Here is a 21,017-nt window from a genome sequence, read left to right on the forward strand (position 1 = left end):
CCGCCATCATGCCGAGCGCAGGAAGCGGTCGAGCACCCGGATGCCGAACTGCAGCGACTCCACCGGAACCCGCTCGTCGATGCCGTGGAACAGCGCGGCGAAGTCCAGCTCCGGAGGCAGCCGCAGCGGGGAGAACCCGAAGCAGCGCATGCCCAGGCGCTCGAAGCTCTTGGCGTCGGTGCCGCCGCTCATCGTGAAGGGCACCGGCCGCGCGCCGTCGTCCTCGGCCTTGAGCGCGGCGACCATCTGGTCGACCAGCGGGCCGTCGAACGTCGTCTGCACCGCCTGGTTGTGCACCAGCCACTCGCGCTGCACGCCCTCGCCGAGCAGGGCGTCGAGCTGGCGCTCGAACTCCTCCTCCTCGCCGTAGAGGAAGCGGCCGTCGACGGTGGCGCTGGCGGTGCCGGGGACGACGTTGGCCTTGTAGCCGGCCTGCAGCATCGTGGGGTTGGCGGTGTTCCGCAGCGCCGCGCCGATCATGCGGCTGAGGCTGCCCAGGCGGGCGAGGGCGACCTCGGGCTCGGCGGGGTCGATCTCGATGCCGTAGGCGTCCTCGACCGCGGTGATGAACTCGCGCATGGGCGGGGTGAGGGTGAGCGGGAAGCGGTGGTTGCCGAGGCGCGCGACGGCCTCGGACAACCGGGTGACGGCGTTGTCGTCGTGCACGAAGGAGCCGTGGCCGGGCTTGCCGCCCACGGTGAGGCGCATCCAGCCCATGCCCTTCTCGGCGGTCTGCACGAGGTAGAGGCGCAGGTCGTCGCGGACGGTGATGCTGAAGCCGCCGACCTCGCTGATCGCCTCCGTGCAGCCCTCGAAGAGGTCGGGGTGCTGCTCGACCATGAAGGTGGCGCCCAGCCGGCCGCCGGCCTCCTCGTCGGCGAGGAAGGCCAGCACGATGTCGCGCGGGGGCTGCACGCCGGTGCGGGCCCAGTCGCGCACCAGTGCCAGCACCATGCAGTCCATGTCCTTCATGTCCACTGCGCCGCGGCCCCAGATGTAGCCGTCGCGCTCCTCCCCCGCGAACGGGTGCACGCTCCACTCGGCCGGGTCGGCGGGGACGACGTCGAGGTGCCCGTGCACCAGCAGCGCGGGGCGGCTGCGGTCGGCGCCGGGGATGCGGGCGACGAGGCTGGCCCTCCCCCGCTCCGACTCGAAGATCTGCGACTCGATGCCGACCTCGTCGAGCTTGGCCGCGACCCACTCCGCGGCCTTCCGCTCCCCCGCGCTCGTGGCGGTGTCGCCGGTGTTGGTGCTGTCGATGCGGATCAGCTCGGAGAGCAGTTCGGCGACCTCGGCCTGCGCGCGGACGAGGGGCTGGACGGTCGGCTCGGACATGCCGGTGATCGTGCCACCGGGGGTGCGTGAACGCCGGGGACGGCTCCGTTATGCTTCTCCCCGACGCCCTCCGGGGCGTCTCACCTCGTCCGGGTGGCGGAATGGCAGACGCGCTAGCTTGAGGTGCTAGTGCCCTTTATCGGGCGTGGGGGTTCAAGTCCCCCCTCGGACACACTCTGGAAGGCCCCGCGGTGACCCACCGTCGGGGCCTTCTCCTCGTCCAGGGGGCCACGTGCGTGGTCGCGCCTTCCCGCTCCGCCGCAGCTCACGCGCGCGTCGGATGACGATCTCGTGACGGTCCGCGGTCGCTGACGGAGCGCTCCCGACGGATGCTGCCGGGGTGGCACCCGTGACCTCCGAGCACCGCCCCAGCGCCCTCCGACGTGCCGGAGCGCGTGCCTGGGCAGCGCTCGGCAGCTCCCTGTGGCCGGTGCCGGTGCTGGCCATCGTGGTCGCGATCGGCCTGGGCATCGGTCTGCCCGCGGCCGACCAGCTCCTGCAGCAGCCCGGTGGCCGGCACCCGCTGTTCCTGGTGTTCGGCGGCGGGCCGTCGGCCGCCCGGGACCTGCTGGCCGCCATCGCCGGGTCGCTCATCTCGGTCACCGGCCTGACCTTCTCCTTCACGGTGGTGGCCCTGCAGCTGAGCAGCAGCCAGCACTCCCCCCGGTTGCTCCAGACCTTCGTCACCGACCGGGTCGTCCAGGCCACCCTGGGCCTGCTGGTCGGCACCTTCGTCTACGCCCTCACCGTGCTGCGGACCGTCCGGGCCGAGGACGCGGCAGGCACCGGCTTCGTGCCGCGGATCTCGGTCACCGTCGGGTTCGTGCTCACGCTGGCCAGCGTCGTGGGCCTGGTGCTGTTCCTCGGCCACCTGGCGCGGTCGCTGCGGGTGGAGACGATGCTCCGGGACGTCTCCGACGAGGCTCGCGGCACCTACGCCCGCGTGCTGGCCGACGACCCCCGCGCCGACGGACCGGAGCCGGTCATCCCCGCGTCCGCCGTCCCCACGACGGTCTGCGCGCGACGGAGCGGTTTCCTCACCGCGGTGGACCGGCAGCAGATCGCGGCGGCAGCCGCGGAGGCCGACGCGGTCGTCCTGCTGGAGCCGCGGATCGGCGACTCGGTGGTCGCGGGCACCCCGGTCGCGCACATCGGGCCGAGCCGGCCGGGCGGGTTCCCCGCCGTCGACGCCGTGGAACGGGCACTCCACCGCGGCCTGCGGCTGGACTTCGAGCGCACGCCGCAGCACGACGTCGCCTACAGCCTCCGCAAGGTCGTGGACATCGCCGTCCGAGCGCTCTCGCCGGGCACGAACGACCCGACGACCGCCGTGCACGCGCTGTCGCACGTGTCGGCGCTCCTCGGCGAGCTGGTCGCGCACCCGCTGCGGCCGACGACGGTCCGCGACGACGAGGGCGTTCTCCGGCTGGTCGTGCCGCAGTGGGACATGCACGACCTGCTGCGGCTCGGCCTCGAGGAACCGCTGCACTTCGCCTCCGGGCAGCCGGCCGTGCTGCGCCGCGTCGCCGGGCTGCTGCGGGAGGTCGCCTGGCGGTCGCCGAGGGGACCGCTCGACGACGAGCTCCGCCGCTACCTCGACCGCGTCGTCGGCCTGGCGGAGGGGACGACGGCCCTCGACCCGGGCGAGACGGCGCTGTGGCGCCGTCGGTTCGACGAGGCCCTGGCCGGCCGGTGGGCCCCTGAAGGCTGACCTCCGGCGGGGACGTCGCATGACAGATCTGCGACAAACGGGTCCCACCCCGCACCTCGAGCGCTCCCCCGGGCATGCAGACCCCAGGGACCGCGGTCCGGCCGTGGCCGGCAGCCAGAGGAGCGACCATGACGACCATCCCTGCCGCACCGTCGGACACCGGAGAACAGCGCACAGCCGGACCGCAGCCGAAGCTGCGCGACGACATCCTGACCCAGGCGTTCCGGTCCGAGGCGGCTGCGCCCGTCGCCGTCCACATCCGCCCCGGGCTGCGCCGGCTGCTGCCGGCGGACCCGGGCACGGTCTTCCCGACCACGCTGCGCCTGGTGGTCGACGCCGACCTGCCGCTCGCTCCCGGATTCGAGATCCACCGGGCTCCGCCGTCGGCGCCGGACGCCGGCTGCGCTCCCTCCGGTCCGGAGCGGGGTCCCCGATGACCCCCTCGTCCCCCGCGCCCCCGCCGTCGGCCGGCATGCGGCGGAGCCACGCCGGCTGGTTGGCCGGGGGCACGTTCGCCCTGGGGCTCGTCTGCGGCGGGGTGCTCGTCTCCGGCCCCGACGACGACCTGGCGCTCATCGCTGTCGACGCGGCCGCACCACCCGCGGACACGAACCCCGACCCCGCGGATGTCCCCAGCGACGCCGAGGCCCGGTTCACCGACGCCTGCCTGCGCGCGGTCGCGGCCGCCGAGGAGGCCTCCACGGTGCTCGACGAGCTCGGCGGAGCGCTCGTCGACCTGGACGCCGGAAGGCTGGACCGGATCGTGCACGAGCTGGTCCCCCTCCAGGTCCGGCTGGACGAGGAGGCCGCTGCCTGCCGGCTCGACGTCCGGCGCCCGGCCGACGCCGGTGCCCCGGGAGACTGAGGCGCGGCCGGTCCGCGGCCGGCTGCGCGCCGCGGTGCGCCTCCCCGGGCGGCTGGTCCGCGCCGCTGTGGTCTCCGGCCGCTGGCTGGTGATCGCCGCCTGGGTGGGCGCCGCGGTCGTCGCGACGGTGGCCCCCTCGGGGGGTGGTGGCCGGGGGTCCAGCGACATCGGCAGCCTGCTGCCGTCCGGCAGCGACGCGGTCGCGGTCCTCGAACGCTCCCTGGACGAGTTCCGGGTGCCCTCCCTCTCCGAGACCGCTGTCGTCGTCCACGACCCGGACGGGCTGAGCCCGCTCACCCGCGCCGACGTCGTGCTGTGGGCGCTGGCCACCACCCAGGCCGCGCTCGAGGACCCGGACGGAGCCGGTGACCCTCGCGTGGAGGCGGCCGTCCCCGTGCCGACGTCGACGCCCGACACCGCCGTCACCTACCTGTACACCACCGAGGGTCTCGCGCTGGCCGACCGCGTCGAGCTGGCCGAGGAGTACGCCGACCACTTCGCGCACGACCCCTCGGTGCAGACGTACGTCGGTGGCGTCGTCCCCGCGCAGCTCGCCCAGGTGGAGCACCTCCAGTCACGGCTGCACGCGTTCGAGGTCGGCACCCTCGTGCTGATCGCGCTGGTCGTGGCCGTCACGTTCCGCTCCGTCGTCGCGCCGCTGCTGGTGCTGTTCACCTGCGGGATCGGTTACCTGGTGTCCCTCCGGCTGCTGGAGCTCGCCGCCGGCCTGCTCGGGTTCGCCCTGCCCGACCAGCTGCGCCCGCTCACCGCAGCGCTGCTGATCGGTGTGGTGACCGACTACTGCGTGCTGTTCCTCTCCGGCTTCCGCTCCCATCTCGAGAGGGGCGCCCACCGCCACGAGGCGGCCCGGCGGACCCTGCTCAGCGAGGGCCCGATCGTGGCCGTCGCCGGGATCACCGTCGCCGGGGGGACGGCGGCCCTGCTGGCCGCGCAGTTCCAGCTCTTCCGCGCCTTCGGGCCGGCGCTGGCGCTGACCGTGGTCATCGGCCTCCTGGTGTCGCTGACCCTGGTGCCCGCGGTCCTGGCCGTGCTGGGCCGGGTGGCGTTCCTCCCCCGACGGGTCCGGCCCCGGCCCGACGGTCCCGAGGAGGAGGCGACCGGGGTCACCGGCCGGCTGGTGCACGTCGTCACCCACCGCCGTAGCGCCGCGCTCGCCACCGTCGCGGGGGTCGCGGTCCTGGCGCTGGCCGCCCTGCCGCTGGCGAACCTGCGGCTGGACGTCTCGTTCGCCGCGGGCCTGCCCGAGGGCGACCCCGTCCAGCAGGCCGCCGAGGTCCTCGGGAACGCCGGGATCCGGGGTGTGGCGGCCCCGACCGAGGTCCTCGTCGAGGGCGAGGGCGTCGCGGCGCAGCGCGACGCCCTGATCGAGCTGCAGGCCGCGATCGAGGACCGGCCGGGGGTGGCCATGGTGCTCGGCCCGGCGCAGCAGCCCCTGGCCGAGGAGTACGGCGTCGTCTACTCCGAGGACCGCGACGCCGCCCGCATGATCGTGATCCTCGACAGCGACCCCCTGGGTGCGACCGCGATCGCCGACCTCGCCGAGCTGGAGGCGGACATGGAGGGGCTGGCCCGCGACGCCGGCGTCACGAACGCCACGGTCGCGGTCACCGGCCAGACGGCGATCGCGGCGGAGCTGGTGGACCTGACCCGCCACAACCTCTGGATCACGCTCGTGGCGGCGCTCGTGGTGGAGCTGGTCATCCTCATGGCCTACCTGCGTGCCGTGGTGGCACCCCTCGTGCTGCTCGCCTGCAGCGCGCTCGGGGTGGCGGCCGCCGTCGGGCTGGCGGTCGTCGTCTTCCAGGACCTGGGCTCTGACCCGGGCCTGATCTTCTTCGTCCCGTTCACCACGGCGGTGCTCCTGCTGGCGCTGGGCTCGGACTACAACGTGTTCGCCGTCGGCTCGATCTGGGAGCGAGCCGCCGTGCACCCGCTGCGGCGGGCCATCGCGCTGGCCCTGCCCAGCACCGGCCGGGCGATCAGCGTCGCCGGGATCATCCTCGCGGCCACCTTCGCCATGGTGGCGATCATCCCGCTGGACAGCTTCCGGCAGATCGCGTTCGTGATGGCCGTGGGGCTGCTGCTCGACACCTTCCTCATCCGGCCCGTCCTCACACCGGCGCTGCTCACGCTGCTCGGGCCGGTGGCCGGCTGGCCCAGCCGTCGCATCCGGACCGGACCGGAGCCCGGGCCCGTCGCGCCGGTCGAGGACGCCCCCGCCCGGGACCGCGCTGTCCCGGCGGGAGCCGGACGACCCTGACGCGCTCCCGGTCCCGCGCCCTTCCGGCGCGACCTCCGGGCGCGCCTGGGGGCCGGTCGTGTCACCTCGCCGTCATCTCCGGCGGGAGGTGCACCGGCCTCCTTGTCAGCTCCGTGACGAACCCCCGCCGACGGGGATCGCCCCGGCGACCGCGGGCACGGCAGAACCGTCACCGTCGATCGCCGGAGCGGATCCGGCCGGAGGAGGAACCACCATGCGCACCACCCTGAGCACGAGGACGACCACGGCGCGGGCCGCCATGGCGATGGCCGCCGCAGCCTCGGTCCTGGGCCTCAGCGCCTGCAGCGGCACCGCGGGAAGCGAGAGCGGGGCCGACGTGGAGGACGTCGTCGAGGAGGAGGCGGCGGCCGACGAGCCGTTCGACGGCCCCTACGACACCGAGTTCTACGAGGACGTCGACGACTACACCGGGGAGGAGGTCACCCTGTCCGCCGACGTCAACGAGGTCATCACCCCCGAGGCGTTCACCATCGCGGGGACCGACGACACCACCGTCGAGGCGCTGCTCGTCGTGGGCGCCACCGGGGACGCGGAGCTGGCATCGGAGACCACGGTGAAGGTGACCGGCACGGTCGAGGAGGCCTTCGTGCTCACCGACGTGGAGGACGAGCTCGGGGTCGATCTCGACGACGCCCTGTTCACCGAGTGGGAGGACGAGCCCTACGTCGTCGCCGACGACGTCGAGGTGCTCGAGAACGTCGACTGACAGTCCCCTGCCCGGACCGAGAGGACCCTCGATGACCGCCGCCCCCTCCCGCACGGCTCCCGCGGACACCCGCGGCATCGGCCGTTTCGGGACCCTCGCCCTCCTCGGGTGGGTGGCGGTCGTCGCGGGGGTCGTGCCCTTCCTGCTGCTGTGGCTGCTGGTGCAGCGCAGGTGGGCGCCGCTGGAGGGCCTGGACGGCGAGGTGGCCGCCCGGCTCAACGACGAGGTCAGCGGTTCGCCGCTGCTCGTCACGGTGCTCTCGGCCGTCACCGACCTGGGCGGGACGGGGACCGCGGTCCTCGTCCTGTCCCTGGCCACGGCGTTCCTGCTGATCCGCCGGCGCCGGCGCCTGGCCGCGTTCGTGGCGGTGTCGGGCCTGGGGCTGGCCGTCCTGGGACCGGTCACCAAGGCGATCGTCGACCGGGCGCGGCCGGTCGTGGAGTCCCCGCTGGTCGAGACCCCGTCGAACGCGAGCTTCCCGAGCGGGCACGCCATGACCGCGCTGGTGACCTGGGGGGTGCTGCTGCTCGTCGCGCTGCCCGGGGTGCGCCGAGGCCTGCGGCCCTGGCTGGTCGCGGGCACGGTGCTGCTCGTCGTCGCCGTCGGCTTCACCCGGCTCGCGCTGGGCGTGCACTTCGTCTCCGACGTCCTCGCCGGCTGGGCCCTGGGGGCCGCCTGGCTGGCGGTCACCACCGCGGCCTTCCGGGGCTGGCAGCACGAGACCGGCCGGCGCCCGGGTCAGGCGACCGACCCCCTCGACGTCGGGCCGGACGAGGCTCCCCGCCTCGCGCCCGGCACCGGTCCGGAGGACCACCGGCTCCGCGCGGCCGCGCTCCCCCTGGCAGGGGTGGCCCTCGTCCTGGCGGCCGCCCTGATCGGGCTCGGTGCGCTCGTCACCGCCGCGCCCCCCGACGGCTGGCTGCAGCGGTTCGACCGCTCGGTCGTCGCCTGGTTCGCCGGGCACCGCGGAGAGCCGCTGAACTCCGTGATGGACACCGTCGCGACCCTGGGCGGCACCCCGGCCGTGATCAGCGTGGGCCTGGCGCTGGCCACGCTGTCCCTGGCCGTCACCGCCCGGTGGCGGCCGGTGGTCTTCGTCGTCGTCACCCTCGTCGGCGAGCTCCTGCTGTACCTGGTGGTCTCCCGGGTGGTGGACCGCCCCCGCCCGTCGGTCCCCGACCTCACCGGCGATCTGCCCCAGGCCGCGAGCTGGCCCTCGGGCCACGTGGCCGCGGCGGCCGCCGTCTACGGCGCGCTGGCGGCGGTCGTCGTCGTCCACGGTCGTGCCCGCCGCCGGTGGTCCGTGCTGGCCGTGCCCCTCCTGCTCGCCCCTGCGGTGGCGGTCAGCCGGGTCCACGCGGCCGCCCACCACCCCACCGACGTGCTCGCCGGTCTGCTGACCGGAGGCCTCTGGGTCCTGGCCTGCACCCTGCTGCTCCTCCGTCCGCGGCCGGACCGGCCCACGCGGGCGGGTCCCTCGCCGCACACCGCCCCGCTCGATCCCACGACCGACGAGATCCGGAGGAACCCATGAGCCGCTGGCTGAAGCGCATCGCCGCCGCGCTGGGCGTGGGACTCGCGCTGCTCCTCGCGTACGGCGTCCTGATCGAACCGCGGCTCGTCCTCGACGAGGTGCACGAAGAGGTCCCCCTGCCGGGCATCGGCGAGGAGCTGGCCGGCACCGAGGTCGCCGTCGTCTCCGATCTGCAGCTGGGCATGTGGTTCGCGAACACCGGCATGGTCGAGCGGGCGATCGAGACGGTCGTGGCGGCCGAGCCGGACGTCGCGCTGCTCGGCGGGGACTTCCTCTACAGCTCCGATCCCTCGATCGGGTCCCAGGTGGACACCCTCCTGGGGCTGCTGGACCCGCTGGTCGACTCGGGGATCCCGACCTACGCCGTGCTCGGCAACCACGACCACGCCGTCGGCGGGGCCGACGAGGTGACGGCGGCGCTCGAGGACGCCGGGATCCCGGTGCTGCTCAACGAGGCGGTCCCCCTGCCCGGCGCGGGATCCGGGGACGACGCCCTGCACGTCGTCGGGGTGGGCCCCGACCTGCCCGGGAAAGCCGACGTCGACGCAGCTCTGGCCGACGTCCCGGACGACGCACCGCGCGTGGTCCTGATGCACAACCCGACGGTCTTCCCGGAGTTCCCGGCCGGCACCGCTCCGCTGGCCCTCGCCGGGCACACCCACTGCGGGCAGGTGGCCCTGCCGGGCACGCCCGACTGGGGCTACCTGGCCCTGACCAACGAGGAGAAGATCGTGGCCGAGGGCTGGGCGCCGGACGGCTACGGCGCCGAGGGCAACCGGATGTTCGTGACCTGCGGGATCGGGTTCAGCCTCGCCCCCATCCGGATCAACGCCCCTCCGCAGGTGGCCTTCTTCGAGCTCCGTCCCGGCGACTGAGGCCCGCCGGGCGTCACCGGACGGTCACACGAGCCCGCCGCAGGCTCGCCGGACATGACGAGTTCGTGACATCGGCCGACGGGGACGACTGGCGCAGCGGTGCCGTGCCCATGGTCTCCGGGCGCAGACACGCTGCGCTGCCGGCGGTGCGAGGCGCCCGGCAGTGGTGCAGGAGGGGTGAGGTGGGCAGACTTCCGGACGTGGCCCGGTCCGTGCTCATCATCGAAGACGACCCGCGCATCCGGCGGATCCTCCAGATGACCCTGCAGCGCGAAGGGCTGGACGTGGTCGAGGCCGAGAGCGGTGAAGCAGGGCTGGAGCGGTTGGGCGAGCGGGACTTCGACGTCGTCCTGCTGGACCTCATGCTGCCCGGGAAGGACGGCTTCGAGGTGTGCCGGGAGGTCCGGCGCTCCTCCAACGTGCCGATCATCATGGTGACCGCCCGGGCCGACAGCCACGACGTGGTCGCCGGGCTGGAGGCCGGTGCCGACGACTACGTCTCCAAGCCCTTCGTCGCCAAGGTGCTCTCCGCCCGGATCCGCGCGCTCGCCCGCCGGACCCGCGCTCCCGAGCCCCGGGTGCGCATCGCCGTCGCCGACCTGGAGATCGCCCCCCGGGAGGGCACGGTCACCCGGGACGGCGAGCCGGTCAGCCTGACCCGCACGGAGTTCCGGCTGCTGTGCGAGCTGGCCGAGGAGCCCGGACGGGTGCTCAGCCGCGAGGAGCTGCTGGAGCGGGTCTGGGGCTACGACTACTTCGGCGACTCGCGCCTGGTCGACGTCCACGTCCGCCGGCTGCGCAAGAAGGTCGAGCAGGACCCCAGCCAGCCGACCGTCGTCACCACCGTGCGCGGCATGGGCTACCGCATCCCGGCGTGACGACGACCCGGTCCCGCCCGGAGATCGCGCCCCCGTCGGGGACCGGAGCCGGCACCCCGGACGCCGCCGACGGCGAGCGGACCCGGTGGACCAGCCCGTTCCGGACCCTGCGCGGGCGCGCCACGGTCGCGTTCACGGTGGTCACGACCGTGCTGTGCAGCGTGCTGGCCGTCGCCGTCTGGTTCGCCGTCTCCCAGTTCCTGCTCGTCCAGCGGGAGCGGGTCACCACGATCCAGGCGGCGGACAACGCGGCGCAGGTGCAGCGCGCCCTGGGGACCGAGGGCCTCACCGTGCCGCAGGTCCTCGCCCAGCTGCCCCGGGAGACCGGGTCGGTCTCCCTCTACGTCGACGACGGCGAGTGGGTCACGACCTCCCTGCGCATCGGCCGCGACGACGTGCCCGACGAGCTGGCCGACCGGGTGCTCGGCGGCACCCCCGCACGGCAGCGGATCCAGGTGCAGGGCGAGACCGTCATGGCCGTGGGCATCCCGCTCGACGGGCTGGACGAGGCGTACGTCGAGGTCTTCCCGCTGGACGAGCTGGACAACACCTACCGCGTGCTCGGCACCGTGCTGACCATCTCGATCGTCGGCCTGGTGCCGCTCCTGCTCACGGTGGGCTGGTGGGTCACCGGCCCGGCCCTGCGGCCGCTGAACCGCATCGCCGCTGCCGCGGAGTCGATCGCCGAGGGTCACCTGTCCACCCGCATCGATCCGGGCCGGGACCCCTCCCTGATCCCGATCGCCTCCTCGTTCAACCGCACCGCCGCGGCCCTGGAGGCCCGCGTGCGCGCCGACGCCAGGTTCGCCGCGGACGTCAGCCACGAGCTGCGCAGCCCGCTGACGGCGATGCTCGGCGCGCTCGACCTCGTGGAGGTCACGGCCCACGACCTGCCGCCGGAGGGGCGCGAAGGGCTGGCCGTGCTGCGGTCGGAGGTGCTCCGCTTCGAGCGCCTGGTCGCCGACCTGCTCGAGATCTCCCGGGCCGACGCCGGCAACGCCGACCTGGTCGTGGAAGAGGTCCGGCTCGCCGCGCTCGTGCAGGAATCGCTGACCCGCCGGCGACTGGCCGGCCGCGAGACCGCCGCTCCGCACGTGGAGACCGACGCCTCCGAGGTGGTCATCCACGCCGACAAGCGCCGGCTCGAGCGGGTGCTGGGCAACCTCATGGACAACGCGGACAAGCACGGCGGCGGGCTGACCGGCGTCACCGTGGCCCGCGGCGACGAGACCGCCTGCGTCCTGGTGGACGACGCCGGCCCCGGGGTTCCCGAGGAGGAGCGCCAGCGGATCTTCGACCGGTTCGCCCGCGGCAGCGGCAGCATCCGCACCCGCACCGAGGGCTCCGGGCTCGGCCTGGCCCTGGTGGCCCGTCACGTCCAGGCCATGGGGGGCAGCGTGACCGTGGGGCCGAGCCCCTCGGGCGGTTCCCGTTTCTGCGTCGAGCTGCCGCTGCGGCCGGGACCGTGATGCTGCCCCCGCGCGTGGCGCGGACGCTCGTCCCGCTGGTGGCCGCCGGCCTGGTCACCGGCTGCGGTGTCGCCCCCCAGGACGCCCCCGAACCGGTGTCCACGGCGGCCGCGCCGGCGGTGGAGACCGGCAACGGCGGTCCGCCGTCGGGGCCGCGCGTGCAGGTCTTCTTCGTGCGCGGGGCCGACCTGGCCCCGGTGGCGCGGCGCACCACGGCGCCCGACCCGGTCGACGCCCTCGACCTCCTCGTCGAGGGGCCGACCCGGACGGAGGCGGCGGACGGGATCCGCACCGCGCTGGCCCCTGAGGTGGTCGGCGTCGACGAGGTGCTCCCGGACGGCACCGCGACGGTGTCGCTGACCCGCGGGTTCACCGGGCTCACCGGCGGCAACCAGCTCCTGGCCGTGGCCCAGGTGGTCTGGACGCTCACCGAGATGCCGAGGGTCCGCTCGGTGCGGTTCACCGTGGAGGACCAGCCGGTCGAGGTGCCCACCGACGACGGGCTGACCGCCCAGCCGGTGGACCGCGACGACTACAGATCGGTCGCCCCGGCGGCGGAGCCCACCCCCTCGCCCAGCCCGCCCACCGACTGATCGCGGGGCCACGGCTCAGCCGCCGAGCGCCGTCACTCCCGTCAGCAGGCCCGCGTAGAGCACGAGCCCGGTGAGGAACCAGGGGTAGCTGGAGCGGCCGCCGCTCGGGAGCTCTTCCTTGAACACGTTGAGCAGGATCGACCCGCCGAGCAGCGCGGTGAGGACGGCGACCAGCACGGTGCTGGTCGGGGCCAGGAACGCGTCCAGCAGCCAGCCCGCCAGCAGGGCCGCGGCGAGCAGCACCCGGCCGCTGCGCGGGAACCGGCGTGGGTAGTGCTCCTCCAGCGAGCGGTCGGTCAGCACGAAGTGCAGCCCCATCGCGAGGGTGAACAGCAGCGCGAACGCCGGCCCCGTCTCCAGCCGCAGGGCCATCGTGTACGTGATGAGCACGTTGTAGGCCGCGAACGAGCCCAGGTGCAGCCAGTAGACGCCGGCCGGCTCCGCCGACGTCATGGTCTTCCCCGGGCCGCACCGGGAGGGCGCGGGAGCATGCCGGTCGGCCAGCCGCTGGAGGCCGTAGAACGCCGCGAAGCCGACGAGCGCCACGAGGAAGATGCCCAGGTCCACCAGCGGGGTCGGCTCCAGGACGTCGCCCAGGGCCTCCCCCACCTCCTCGTCGCCCTGCGCGATCTCGGGCAGCAGGTGGAGGAAGACGTAGGCGACGGCGAGCCCCCCGGCGAACGACGCGGTGGCCCGCTCGGGCACCAGGGGCAACCGTCTGATCCGGGGTGCCAGCAGGTGCAGGCCCGCCAGGACCAGGGTGAGCGCCAGGGCCCCGATGAGGCCCTGGGCGGTGGTCAGGGGGCTGTCCAGCACGTCGGCCGGGTCCTCAGTCCTCGTCGAGCAGGTTCACGTCGACGGCGGCGATGAAGGGCCCGTCCTGGAAGACCTCGACCGTCTCGTCCACCAGGTCCACGTCCAGGTCCTCCTCGACCTCGGGCAGGAGGAAGGTGCCGACGTCCCCGGTGACCTGCGCGGTGTAGCCGGGCAGCAGGGTCACGCCGTCGGGGTTGGCACGGGTCACCAGCGTGGCCATGTCCCCCTCCCCGATCACGAACGTGTAGGGGCTCAGGACCTCGACGATCCTCCCCCGGACCGTCACCGGCTCGTCGGTGAACGAGTCGGGGTCGTCGAAGAAGGCAGCGCTGTCGTCCCGGTTCGGGGCCTGGGCGATGTCCTGCTCGCTCACGTCGTCCTCCAGGGTCTCGACGTCCCCCAGGTCCTCGGCACCCTCCTCGTTGATGTCCTCGAGCGTCGTCCCGCGGTCGGCCTCCTCGGCACCGCAGGCGGCGACGCCCAGCCCCGTGGTCAGGGCGATCGCGGCTGCGGCGCACGCTCGGCGGGTGCGGGAGTGGAGTCTGGTCACGGCGGGTCTCCTCATCGGGTGGGCGGCGACCTCGGGAGGCGCCGCGGTTCGGCTCCGGCCCTCCAGCGCTGCCCCCGACCGGAGGCCGGAGTACGTCGTCGCGTGGTTCGTCACGAGACCGCAACGCTGCCGACGACCGGTGTGACAGCTGCATGTCCCCTCCGTCCGATCCCGGGGCTGAGCCCGCCCTCCGGGCACAGCAGGGGTGCACCCCGACGCGCGGCCGGCGGCTCTGCCGCACCAGGCCGGACGAGGACGGAGATCGATGACGCACAGCATCGTGCGGCGAGCCCGCTGCCCACGGTCGGCCCGCACTCCGTGAGGCGGCCACCGCGCCTCCGCGAGGCTCCCCCGGCCCGGCCGGGGGTGCCGCCCTGGACGCTCCGTGCGCTGGCGACCGGTGCGGCGGTGCTCGTGCTCGCCGGGGTCGCCTGGCTGGGCCTGGAGCTCCTGCTGAGCATCCCGTTCCTCACCGTCACGGTCTCCGTGGCGGTGCTGCTGGCCGCGCTCGTCGAGCCCCTGGCGCGGGGGCTGTGCCGCCGCGGGATCCCCCCGGCGGTCGCGGCGCTGGCCTCCGTCCTGTTCCTGGTCGGCACGCTGGTGGGCGCCGGATTCCTCATCGGCTTCCGGGCCGCCGGGAAGCTCCGGGACCTGACCCAGCCCCTGGCCGCCGGGATCGACCGGGTCCGGGTGTGGCTGGTCGAGGGGCCGCTGCAGCTGGACCCCCAGCAGGTCACCGAGATGCGCAACGCCGTGGTGACCCAGGTCTACGCCCTCGCCCCCGAGCCGATGGCTGCCGCGCGGACGGCGCTGCAGCTGCTGGCCGCGGTGGTCCTGGTGGCGTTCCTGGTCTTCTTCCTCCTCAAGGACGGCGTCACGATGTGGGGCTGGCTGCTGGAGCGGGTTCCCGATCGGCGCCGCGAGCAGGTCGACGGTGCCGGCCGCTCCGCCTGGAGCGCGCTGGCGCGCTACGTCCGCGGGATCGTCGTGGTGGCGCTCATCGACGCGGTGGGCATCGGCGCCGCCCTGCTCGTCCTGGGGGTGCCGCTGTGGGTGTCGCTGACCCTCCTGACCTTCCTCGGCGCCTTCGTCCCGCTGTTCGGGGCCACGGTGAGCGGTGTGGTGGCCGTCCTCGTCACGCTCGTGACCAACGGCCCCACCGACGCGATCGTCGTCCTGGTCGTCGTCCTCGTCGTGCAGCAGCTCGAGGGCAACGTCCTCCAGCCGCTCATCGTCGGCCGGGCGCTCCGCCTGCACCCCGTGGTGGTCCTGCTCGCCGTCACCGCCGGCACCCTGCTGTGGGGCCTGGCCGGCGCTCTGCTGGCGACCCCGCTCGTGGCCGTCTGCTACCAGGTGGGCGAGCACCTCCGGCGCCATCGGCTGCCCCCGGAGCGGGCCGTGCGGCGCTGAGCCGGTGGCGGAGCGCTCGTCGCGGGAGGTCAGCCCTCGGCCTGCTCCTGCAGCACCTCCACCCGGTCGGCGGCGATGGCCACCTCGCCCTCGAGGTCCGCGAGGAAGGCGTCGGGGTCGTCGACGAGCGCGTCGGCGGCGATGCCGAAGTCCGTCTCGAACGAGTCCGGCTGCACCTCCACGACCGCGCCGGACACCCGGACGACGTCGCTGCGGTCCAGCTGCTCCGGCGGCGTCGCCATGATGACCGCGATCGGCTCGCCCGAGTCCTTCCCGATCCGGAAGGCGCCGCCCACGTCGGTGGTGGTCACCAGCTCCGACACCTCCGCGCTCACCGTGACCTCCTGCCCGGCGAGGGCGCGTGCGTCGTCGAGGACGCCGGCCTCGTCATCCACCACCGGCTCGTCGTCCGCCATCGCGTCCTCCAGCGCGCGGACCCGGTCCTCGAGGACGCCGAGGTCGTCCTCGATGGCCCGCAGGTCATCCGTCGCCACGGCTCCCGCCACCGGGCCGGCGGGGTCGCTGCAGCCGGCCAGCGCTCCCGTCCCGAGCGCCGCGGCCAGCAGCGCGGCGGCGGTCCGGCCGCCTCGCGTGCGGGAGGAGGCAGGCCCGGCCGGGACGCTCCGGGGCACTCCGGTCACGCCACTCCTCCGGGCAGCACACCGCCTGCGCAGGGAGCACCGTCCGGCACCGCGACGCGCAGCCGGGCATCGAGCAGGGCGTCCATGCGCCGAGTGCGCACGTCGATGGCCACGAGCAGGGCGGCCTCCATGTCGAGGAGCTCGGACTGGCGGCGTCTCACCTCCTCGAGCTCGGCCATCGCCGCCCTGGTGACCTGGCGGAGGGCGTGCACCTCCGCATCGATGGGACGGACGGCGCGTCGAGGGGTGGGGGTCATCGCTTCCTCCTCCGGTGCCGGTGCGGTCGGCAGCGCTGCCGCTCCCCCGGGCAGCGGGCGGTCAGTTGGTCGGGTCCTCTGCGGGGTCCTCGAAGTCGAAGGGTTCCGTCGGCTCCTGGCCCGCAGCGGCGACCATGGCGTCGACTGTCACCTCTCCGGCCTCCTCGAAGACGAGGGTGACCGGGATCGACTGGGAGGACCGCAGCGAGGTCTGCAGGTCCTCGAGGACGATCGAGGGTGCGCCCTCCGCGCCGACGTAGACGTTGTCGTTCTCCGGGACCCGGATCGGTGCGGGTTCGCCGTCGACGGTCAGGGCGGCGTCGACGAAGTCGGGGCCGCGGACGTCGAGCAGGTCGTCCTCCTGGCCGCCGGTGTTGGCGATGCCGAGGTACAGCGGCGCGTCCTCACCGATGTCGTAGACCCCGTCGAGCGGGTACGCCAGCTGCACCTGGAGCACCTTGAGTTCCTCGGTGACTGCTTCATCGGGCCCCACCGCGCCGCGCGCGTCGGTGTCCGGGGTCTCGTCCGCGCACCCGGTGATACCGAGGACGGTGGCCACCGCGACGGCCGGCAACCGCCAGGAACTCGTTCTGGTAGTGGACATCTGTGCTCCCTGTGCCGTGTTTCCTCACGATCGGCGGGACGCGGTGCTGCGCCGCCGTCAGCGGGCTGCCCGGGGCCGCGGCACGGAAACGAGGCGCGGCGGTCTGTCACGGAACCGACATGGAGCAGACGACGGGCACCACGGTCGATCGCGGCACGCATCAGCCCGGACGCCGGACCACCTGCGACGACCACCTCAGGCGTCCCTCCGGGAAGAGGGCGATCGCCGGCCGCGCCGGTAGAGGACCCGCCCGGCGGACGAGGTCAGACCGTGGGCGACCGTGCTGGCGGCGACCACGAGGCTGCCGGCGGCCAGCACCACGGGGTCGAGGTCGAGGCGCTCGGCTTCCAGCGCCAGGTAGAACAGCGCCGACACCCCGATCGGCCCGAACCACCCCAGGAAGACGGCGTCCGGCCGGCCCAGCCGCAGGGGGCGGCGCAGGAGCAGGAGCACGGGGAGCCGCCGCAGCAGGAGCACCCCGACCACCAGCGCCGGGCCGCGCCAGCCGAGGTCGGCCCAGGCCGACCAGGGCAGCACGAGCCCGAAGCCGAGGAACAGCGGCAGGACGAGGAACCGGTTGACCGCCTCGTCGATCGGTGCGTCGTCGGTCCGGTCCGGTCCGGTGGCGACGAGGTTGAAGGCCAGGCCGGCGACGAACACCGCCAGGATGCCGTCGACGTGCGCCAGCCCGGCCAGCCCCAGGACCGCGAACGCGAGGACCGCGGTGAACAGCACCCGGGGCGCGGGGTCGGTGGAACCGTCCTCCTCCCCCGCGCGCAGCGCCCGTGCACCCAGCCAGCCGGTCAGGACCCCGAGCAGCACGGCGCCGGCCACCTGCCAGGCGGACTCGGCGAGCGCCGCGCCGACGCCGTCCGCCCCGGCCACGGCGAGCGCCACCAGCACCAGTGGCAGGGCGAGCCCGTCGTTGGCGGCGGACTCGAGGGACAGGATCTGCCGGTTGCGGGCCGGGAGGTCCTCCTCCGCCGGCTTCCCGGTGACCACGCTCGACGCCAGCACCGGGTCCGTCGGGCACAGAGCGGCTCCGAGCAGCGCGGCGCTCCCGAGCCCCACGCCGAGGGTCAGCCACGCCAGGCCTGCGGTGACCAGGGCCATCGCAGGCATGGCGACCCCCAGCAGCAGGAGCACCGGGCGCAGCTGCGCACGAGCCGCTCCCACCGGGTAGCGCAGCGCCACCGACATGACCGAGATGGCGAGCAGCACCCGGGCGGCGGTGTGCAGCCACGTGGTGTCCTCGGTGACCGGCGGGATCTCCAGGACGCCGGAGACCGCGGGTCCGAGGAGCACTCCGGATGCCAGCCCCAGCACGGGGACCGACACGGGCCACCGGCGCAGCCGGCCGGACAGCGCGGCGACGCCGAGCCCCAGCAGCCCCGACACCGCCAGGACCACGTCGATCAGCACGCGGTGTCAGCGCCCCGCTCGCCGACCGCAGCAGCCGCGCCGACCGCCGTCCCGCCGCTCCCGACGCTCAACTGACGAGCACCTGGGTCGCGGACTCCTTGAGCTTGCCGTTGGCCCACCGGACCTGGCGCAGCGTGTCGGGGTGGCACCGCTCCGCCAGCTGCAGCAGCTCCTTCCTGCGTGCTCCCTGCGCCCCTTGGGCGAGCAGCTCCCAGTCCAGCGACGTGCCGCAGGCCTCCCGGTAGACGTGCCGCAGGTTCGCGAGCAGCAGCAGCCCGGGCACGCTGCTGCGCCCGAGCAGGTCGGAGGCTCCCTGCCGCGCCTTCTCCAGGAGCGTCGGATCCCCCTTCGGCTCCGGGTCCAGGTCCAGCCCGAACTCGCGGCCGGCCTGTGCCAGCGCCCGGACGTGGTCCTGCGACCACCGGGCGATGTCACGGGCGACGTGGAAGACCTCGTGATCGGCCTTGTGCCGGTCCGACATCGCCAGCAGGGCGCCGGCGAGGTGGTTCTCCGAGCGGTGCAGCTCCTCGATCGCCAGGTGCAGCTTCATCGCGGGCCACCGCCCACGGGCGAGAACTCCTCGCTGGCCGTGGCGGCCTCGCCGCCCGTCGTCGGCGGTACGCCGTCGGTGACCGGCCGGGACCCCGTGGTGGTGGGCGCGAGCGACGGACCGTCCGCCGTGGCCAGCCGCCGCACGGCCGCCGCCGCCGTCTTGTAGATCGGCTGCTTGGACGCCGGGTCCCAGTCGGTGATGGTCAGCTCGTTGGCCGCCCTGCCCCGCTCGCCGCCCGGTTCGGCGCCGTCGGGTTCGTCCCAGTAGCCGTAGTGGAACGGCAGGAAGATCGCCCCCGGTCTGATGCCGCTGACGCGCAGCCTGGCCTCCACCCGCCCGCGCGGCGTGCGCACCTCGAGCAGGTCCCCTTCGCCGAGACCGCGGTCCGCGGCGTCACCGGCCGCCATCTCCACCCACACCTCCGGAGCCGCCTTCTGCAGCTGCGGCGCGCGCGCCGTCTTGGTCCGGGTGTGGAAGTGGTAGAGCGTCCGGCCCGTCATCAGCTGGAACGGGTACTCCTGGCTCGGCAGCTCGTGCGGCGGCAGGTACTCCGCCGCCTTGAGGACGGCCTTGCCGCTCGGGTTCAGCGCCTTGTACTCGGTAGGCTCCAGCGGGGCGCCGGTGACCAGGTCCCGCCCGTAGCTCTCGCAGTAACCGGGGTCGGCCCAGAACTGCCCGTCGACGTAGATGTGCTCGGTGCCGTCGGGGTGCTCGTCGGTGCAGGGCCACTGGATCCCGCTCCCGCCGCGGAGCTTGTCGTAGGAGAGACCGGTGTAGTCGCACGGGCGGCCGCGCGAGCACTCCTTCCACCCCTCGAACGCCCCCTCCGGGTCGGTCCACTTCACCAGCGGGGCGCCGTCCTTGTCCCGCAGGTCCAGCCGGCGGGCGAGGTCGATCAGGATGTCGAGGTCCGGTCTCGCCTCGCCGGGCGGCTCGACGGCCTTCTCCGACAGGTGGACGGTGCGGTCGACGTTGGTGAACGTTCCGGTCTTCTCGCCCCAGGTGGCCGCGGGGAGCACGACGTCGGCCAGCTGCGCGGTCTCGGACAGGAAGATGTCCTGCACCACGAGGAACAGCCGCTCCTGCGCGAGGATCTCCCGGATCCGGCCGAGCTCCGGCAGGGACACCGCCGGGTTGGTGGCCGTGACGTACATGAACCGGATCGAGCCCTCCTCGGCGTACCGGAACATCTGCATCGCGTGGGTGGGCGGTGAGTAGTGCGGGATGTCCATCGGGTCGACGTTCCAGACCCGGGCGAGGTCCTCGATGTGCTCGTCGTTCGACCAGTTGCGGAAGCCGGGCAGGTCGCCGTCGGCCCCGGCCTCGCGGGTGTTCTGCGCGGTGGGCTGGCCGTTCATCTGCAGCACGCCGCACCCTGGCTTGCCCAGCATCCCGCGCAGGATGTGGATGTTGTTGACCTGCACGGCGGCGGCGGTGGCCTGGTTGGCCTGGTAGAAGCCCTGCAGGACGGTCGACACCAGCCGCTCGGCGGTGCCGATGATCCGCGCGGCCCGCCGGATCTGCTCGACCGGCACGTCGCAGACCTCGGCAGCGAGCTCCGGCGGGTAGTCCCGCACCCGCTCGGCCAGTTCCTCGAAGCCGACGGCGTGCGCCTCCACGTACGCGGTGTCGACCCACCCGTTCCCGACGATCTCGTGCAGCAGCGCGTTCATCAGCATGACGTTGGTGCCCGGCCGCGGCGCCAGGTGCACGGCGGCGTGCCGCGCGACGGGCGTCTCGCGCGGGTCGACGCAGATGATCTCGGGCGGGTTGGGGCCGGCGAGCCGGTCGAGGATCCGCGTCCAGAGCACCGTCTGCGTCTCGGCCATGTTGTGCCCGAAGAGCGCGATGACGTCGGCGGAGTCGATGTCGGTGTAGGACCCGGGCTGGCCGTCGCAGGCGAAGGACTCCTTCAGCGCCGCCGCTGCCGTGGCGGTGCACAGCCGGGTGTTGCCATCGACGTGGTTGGTGCCGATGCCGCCGTGCGCGATCAGCCCCAGGGTGTAGTACTCCTCGAGGAACAGCTGCCCGGTCGTGTAGAAGCTGATCGCGCTGGGCCCCTGCTCGGCGAGCAGCTCCTTCGCCCGGCCGGCCACCGCGTCCATGGCGGTGTCCCAGTCGGTCTCCACGAGCTCGCCGTCGCGCCGGATCAGCGGGCGGGTCAGCCGGTCGGGCGAGTGGTTGGCCTGCCAGCCGAACAGGTCCTTCGGGCCCAGCCGCCCGTGGTTCACGCGGTCGACGGCCCGGCCCCGGACCCCGACGATGCGCTCGTCCTTCACGGCGATGTCGAGTCCGTCCCCGTTCGAGTGCAGGATCGTCGCGGACTGCACCCAGCGGTCGACGTCGCCCTCGTCGAGCCCGTCGGCCAGGAAGGTGTCGACCCGCACCGGCCAGGTCTCCCCCGCGCCGTACGGGGTCCGCGTCCCCCATGGCTCGGCAATCCGGTCGGTGCGCGGCATCTCGTCCTCCTCGGGTCAGGGGTCACCTCTGGTGCGA

20 protein-coding genes and 1 tRNA gene are annotated in these 21,017 nt (G+C 74.1%); 12 read left to right on the forward strand and 9 right to left on the reverse strand.

The genetic code is table 11. The features are described from left to right. Nucleotides 1-6: 6 nt before the first annotated feature. Nucleotides 7-1,335, reverse strand: coding sequence for a M20/M25/M40 family metallo-hydrolase (locus tag DQ244_RS12020; protein WP_113811723.1), 1,329 nt, complete (start codon nt 1,333-1,335; stop codon nt 7-9). An 87-nt stretch (nt 1,336-1,422) separates the two neighbouring features. On the opposite strand from DQ244_RS12020, the gene DQ244_RS12025 reads away from it, so the two are divergent. The 11 genes from DQ244_RS12025 to DQ244_RS12070 all read left to right on the forward strand — a co-directional run bounded on the left by DQ244_RS12025 (nt 1,423) and on the right by DQ244_RS12070 (nt 12,268). Further along, a tRNA-Leu gene (locus DQ244_RS12025) sits at nt 1,423-1,507 on the forward strand. Nucleotides 1,508-1,684: 177 nt separating this feature from the next. After that, the gene (locus DQ244_RS12030) at nt 1,685-3,046 is read left to right on the forward strand and encodes a DUF2254 domain-containing protein (protein WP_158544541.1); all 1,362 of its coding nucleotides are present in this window, start codon (nt 1,685-1,687) and stop codon (nt 3,044-3,046) included. Between the two features lie 128 nt (nt 3,047-3,174). After that, nucleotides 3,175-3,483, forward strand: coding sequence for a hypothetical protein (locus DQ244_RS12035; protein WP_113811725.1), 309 nt, complete (start codon nt 3,175-3,177; stop codon nt 3,481-3,483). Further along, the gene (locus DQ244_RS19920) at nt 3,480-3,911 is read left to right on the forward strand and encodes a hypothetical protein (protein ID WP_233491347.1); all 432 of its coding nucleotides are present in this window, start codon (nt 3,480-3,482) and stop codon (nt 3,909-3,911) included. Before DQ244_RS12035 ends, DQ244_RS19920 begins: the two co-directional genes overlap by 4 nt. Next, nucleotides 3,895-6,192 (forward strand): MMPL family transporter, encoded by a 2,298-nt coding sequence (locus DQ244_RS12040; protein ID WP_233491348.1) that lies wholly within the window; start codon nt 3,895-3,897, stop codon nt 6,190-6,192. The genes DQ244_RS19920 and DQ244_RS12040 overlap by 17 nt, the downstream gene beginning before the upstream one ends. Before the next feature lie 214 nt (nt 6,193-6,406). Next, entirely contained in the window at nt 6,407-6,919 is a 513-nt protein-coding gene (locus DQ244_RS12045) for a hypothetical protein (protein ID WP_113811727.1), read from the forward strand. Between the two features lie 31 nt (nt 6,920-6,950). After that, entirely contained in the window at nt 6,951-8,453 is a 1,503-nt protein-coding gene (locus DQ244_RS12050) for a phosphatase PAP2 family protein (RefSeq protein ID WP_113811728.1), read from the forward strand. Next, the gene (locus tag DQ244_RS12055) at nt 8,450-9,328 is read left to right on the forward strand and encodes a metallophosphoesterase (protein WP_113811729.1); all 879 of its coding nucleotides are present in this window, start codon (nt 8,450-8,452) and stop codon (nt 9,326-9,328) included. Before DQ244_RS12050 ends, DQ244_RS12055 begins: the two co-directional genes overlap by 4 nt. A 200-nt stretch (nt 9,329-9,528) precedes the next feature. Beyond that, complete coding sequence (locus tag DQ244_RS12060; RefSeq protein ID WP_113811730.1) at nt 9,529-10,206, forward strand: response regulator transcription factor; 678 nt, start codon at nt 9,529-9,531, stop codon at nt 10,204-10,206. Beyond that, nucleotides 10,203-11,675: a sensor histidine kinase KdpD gene (locus tag DQ244_RS12065; RefSeq protein WP_113811731.1), complete on the forward strand. Its 1,473-nt coding sequence runs from the start codon at nt 10,203-10,205 to the stop codon at nt 11,673-11,675. Before DQ244_RS12060 ends, DQ244_RS12065 begins: the two co-directional genes overlap by 4 nt. A gap of 14 nt (nt 11,676-11,689) precedes the next feature. Next, a complete protein-coding gene (locus DQ244_RS12070) occupies nt 11,690-12,268 on the forward strand; it encodes a GerMN domain-containing protein (RefSeq protein WP_158544543.1) in 579 nt (192 codons plus the stop codon). A 15-nt stretch (nt 12,269-12,283) separates the two neighbouring features. Here the strand turns inward: DQ244_RS12070 and DQ244_RS12075 are convergent, their stop codons facing one another. After that, nucleotides 12,284-13,084: a hypothetical protein gene (locus DQ244_RS12075; RefSeq protein ID WP_147251516.1), complete on the reverse strand. Its 801-nt coding sequence runs from the start codon at nt 13,082-13,084 to the stop codon at nt 12,284-12,286. 13 nt (nt 13,085-13,097) lie between these two features. Then, complete coding sequence (locus DQ244_RS19425) at nt 13,098-13,634, reverse strand: hypothetical protein (protein WP_158544545.1); 537 nt, start codon at nt 13,632-13,634, stop codon at nt 13,098-13,100. Between the two features lie 318 nt (nt 13,635-13,952). Here DQ244_RS19425 and DQ244_RS19430 point away from each other — a divergent pair, with 318 nt between their 5' ends. After that, complete coding sequence (locus DQ244_RS19430) at nt 13,953-15,044, forward strand: AI-2E family transporter (protein WP_158544547.1); 1,092 nt, start codon at nt 13,953-13,955, stop codon at nt 15,042-15,044. Nucleotides 15,045-15,073: 29 nt separating this feature from the next. Here the strand turns inward: DQ244_RS19430 and DQ244_RS12085 are convergent, their stop codons facing one another. The 6 genes from DQ244_RS12085 to DQ244_RS12110 all read right to left on the reverse strand — a co-directional run bounded on the left by DQ244_RS12085 (nt 15,074) and on the right by DQ244_RS12110 (nt 20,980). Further along, nucleotides 15,074-15,685 carry a hypothetical protein gene (locus tag DQ244_RS12085; protein ID WP_113811735.1) on the reverse strand — a complete coding sequence of 204 codons (612 nt, stop codon included), beginning with the start codon at nt 15,683-15,685 and terminating at the stop codon, nt 15,074-15,076. Beyond that, the gene (locus tag DQ244_RS12090) at nt 15,682-15,942 is read right to left on the reverse strand and encodes a hypothetical protein (protein ID WP_113811736.1); all 261 of its coding nucleotides are present in this window, start codon (nt 15,940-15,942) and stop codon (nt 15,682-15,684) included. Before DQ244_RS12090 ends, DQ244_RS12085 begins: the two co-directional genes overlap by 4 nt. 61 nt (nt 15,943-16,003) lie before the next feature. Further along, nucleotides 16,004-16,546: a copper chaperone PCu(A)C gene (locus DQ244_RS12095; protein ID WP_113811737.1), complete on the reverse strand. Its 543-nt coding sequence runs from the start codon at nt 16,544-16,546 to the stop codon at nt 16,004-16,006. Between the two features lie 195 nt (nt 16,547-16,741). Further along, nucleotides 16,742-17,968, reverse strand: a complete 1,227-nt coding sequence (locus DQ244_RS12100; protein WP_113811738.1) for a cation:proton antiporter — start codon at nt 17,966-17,968, stop codon at nt 16,742-16,744. Between the two features lie 67 nt (nt 17,969-18,035). Next, the gene (locus DQ244_RS12105) at nt 18,036-18,518 is read right to left on the reverse strand and encodes a hypothetical protein (RefSeq protein ID WP_113811739.1); all 483 of its coding nucleotides are present in this window, start codon (nt 18,516-18,518) and stop codon (nt 18,036-18,038) included. Next, complete coding sequence (locus tag DQ244_RS12110) at nt 18,515-20,980, reverse strand: molybdopterin oxidoreductase family protein (RefSeq protein ID WP_113811740.1); 2,466 nt, start codon at nt 20,978-20,980, stop codon at nt 18,515-18,517. The genes DQ244_RS12105 and DQ244_RS12110 overlap by 4 nt, the downstream gene beginning before the upstream one ends. Between the last annotated feature and the right edge of the window lie 37 nt (nt 20,981-21,017).

Source organism: Blastococcus sp. TBT05-19, assembly GCF_003319095.1.
In the GTDB taxonomy this organism is placed as follows: domain Bacteria; phylum Actinomycetota; class Actinomycetes; order Mycobacteriales; family Geodermatophilaceae; genus Blastococcus.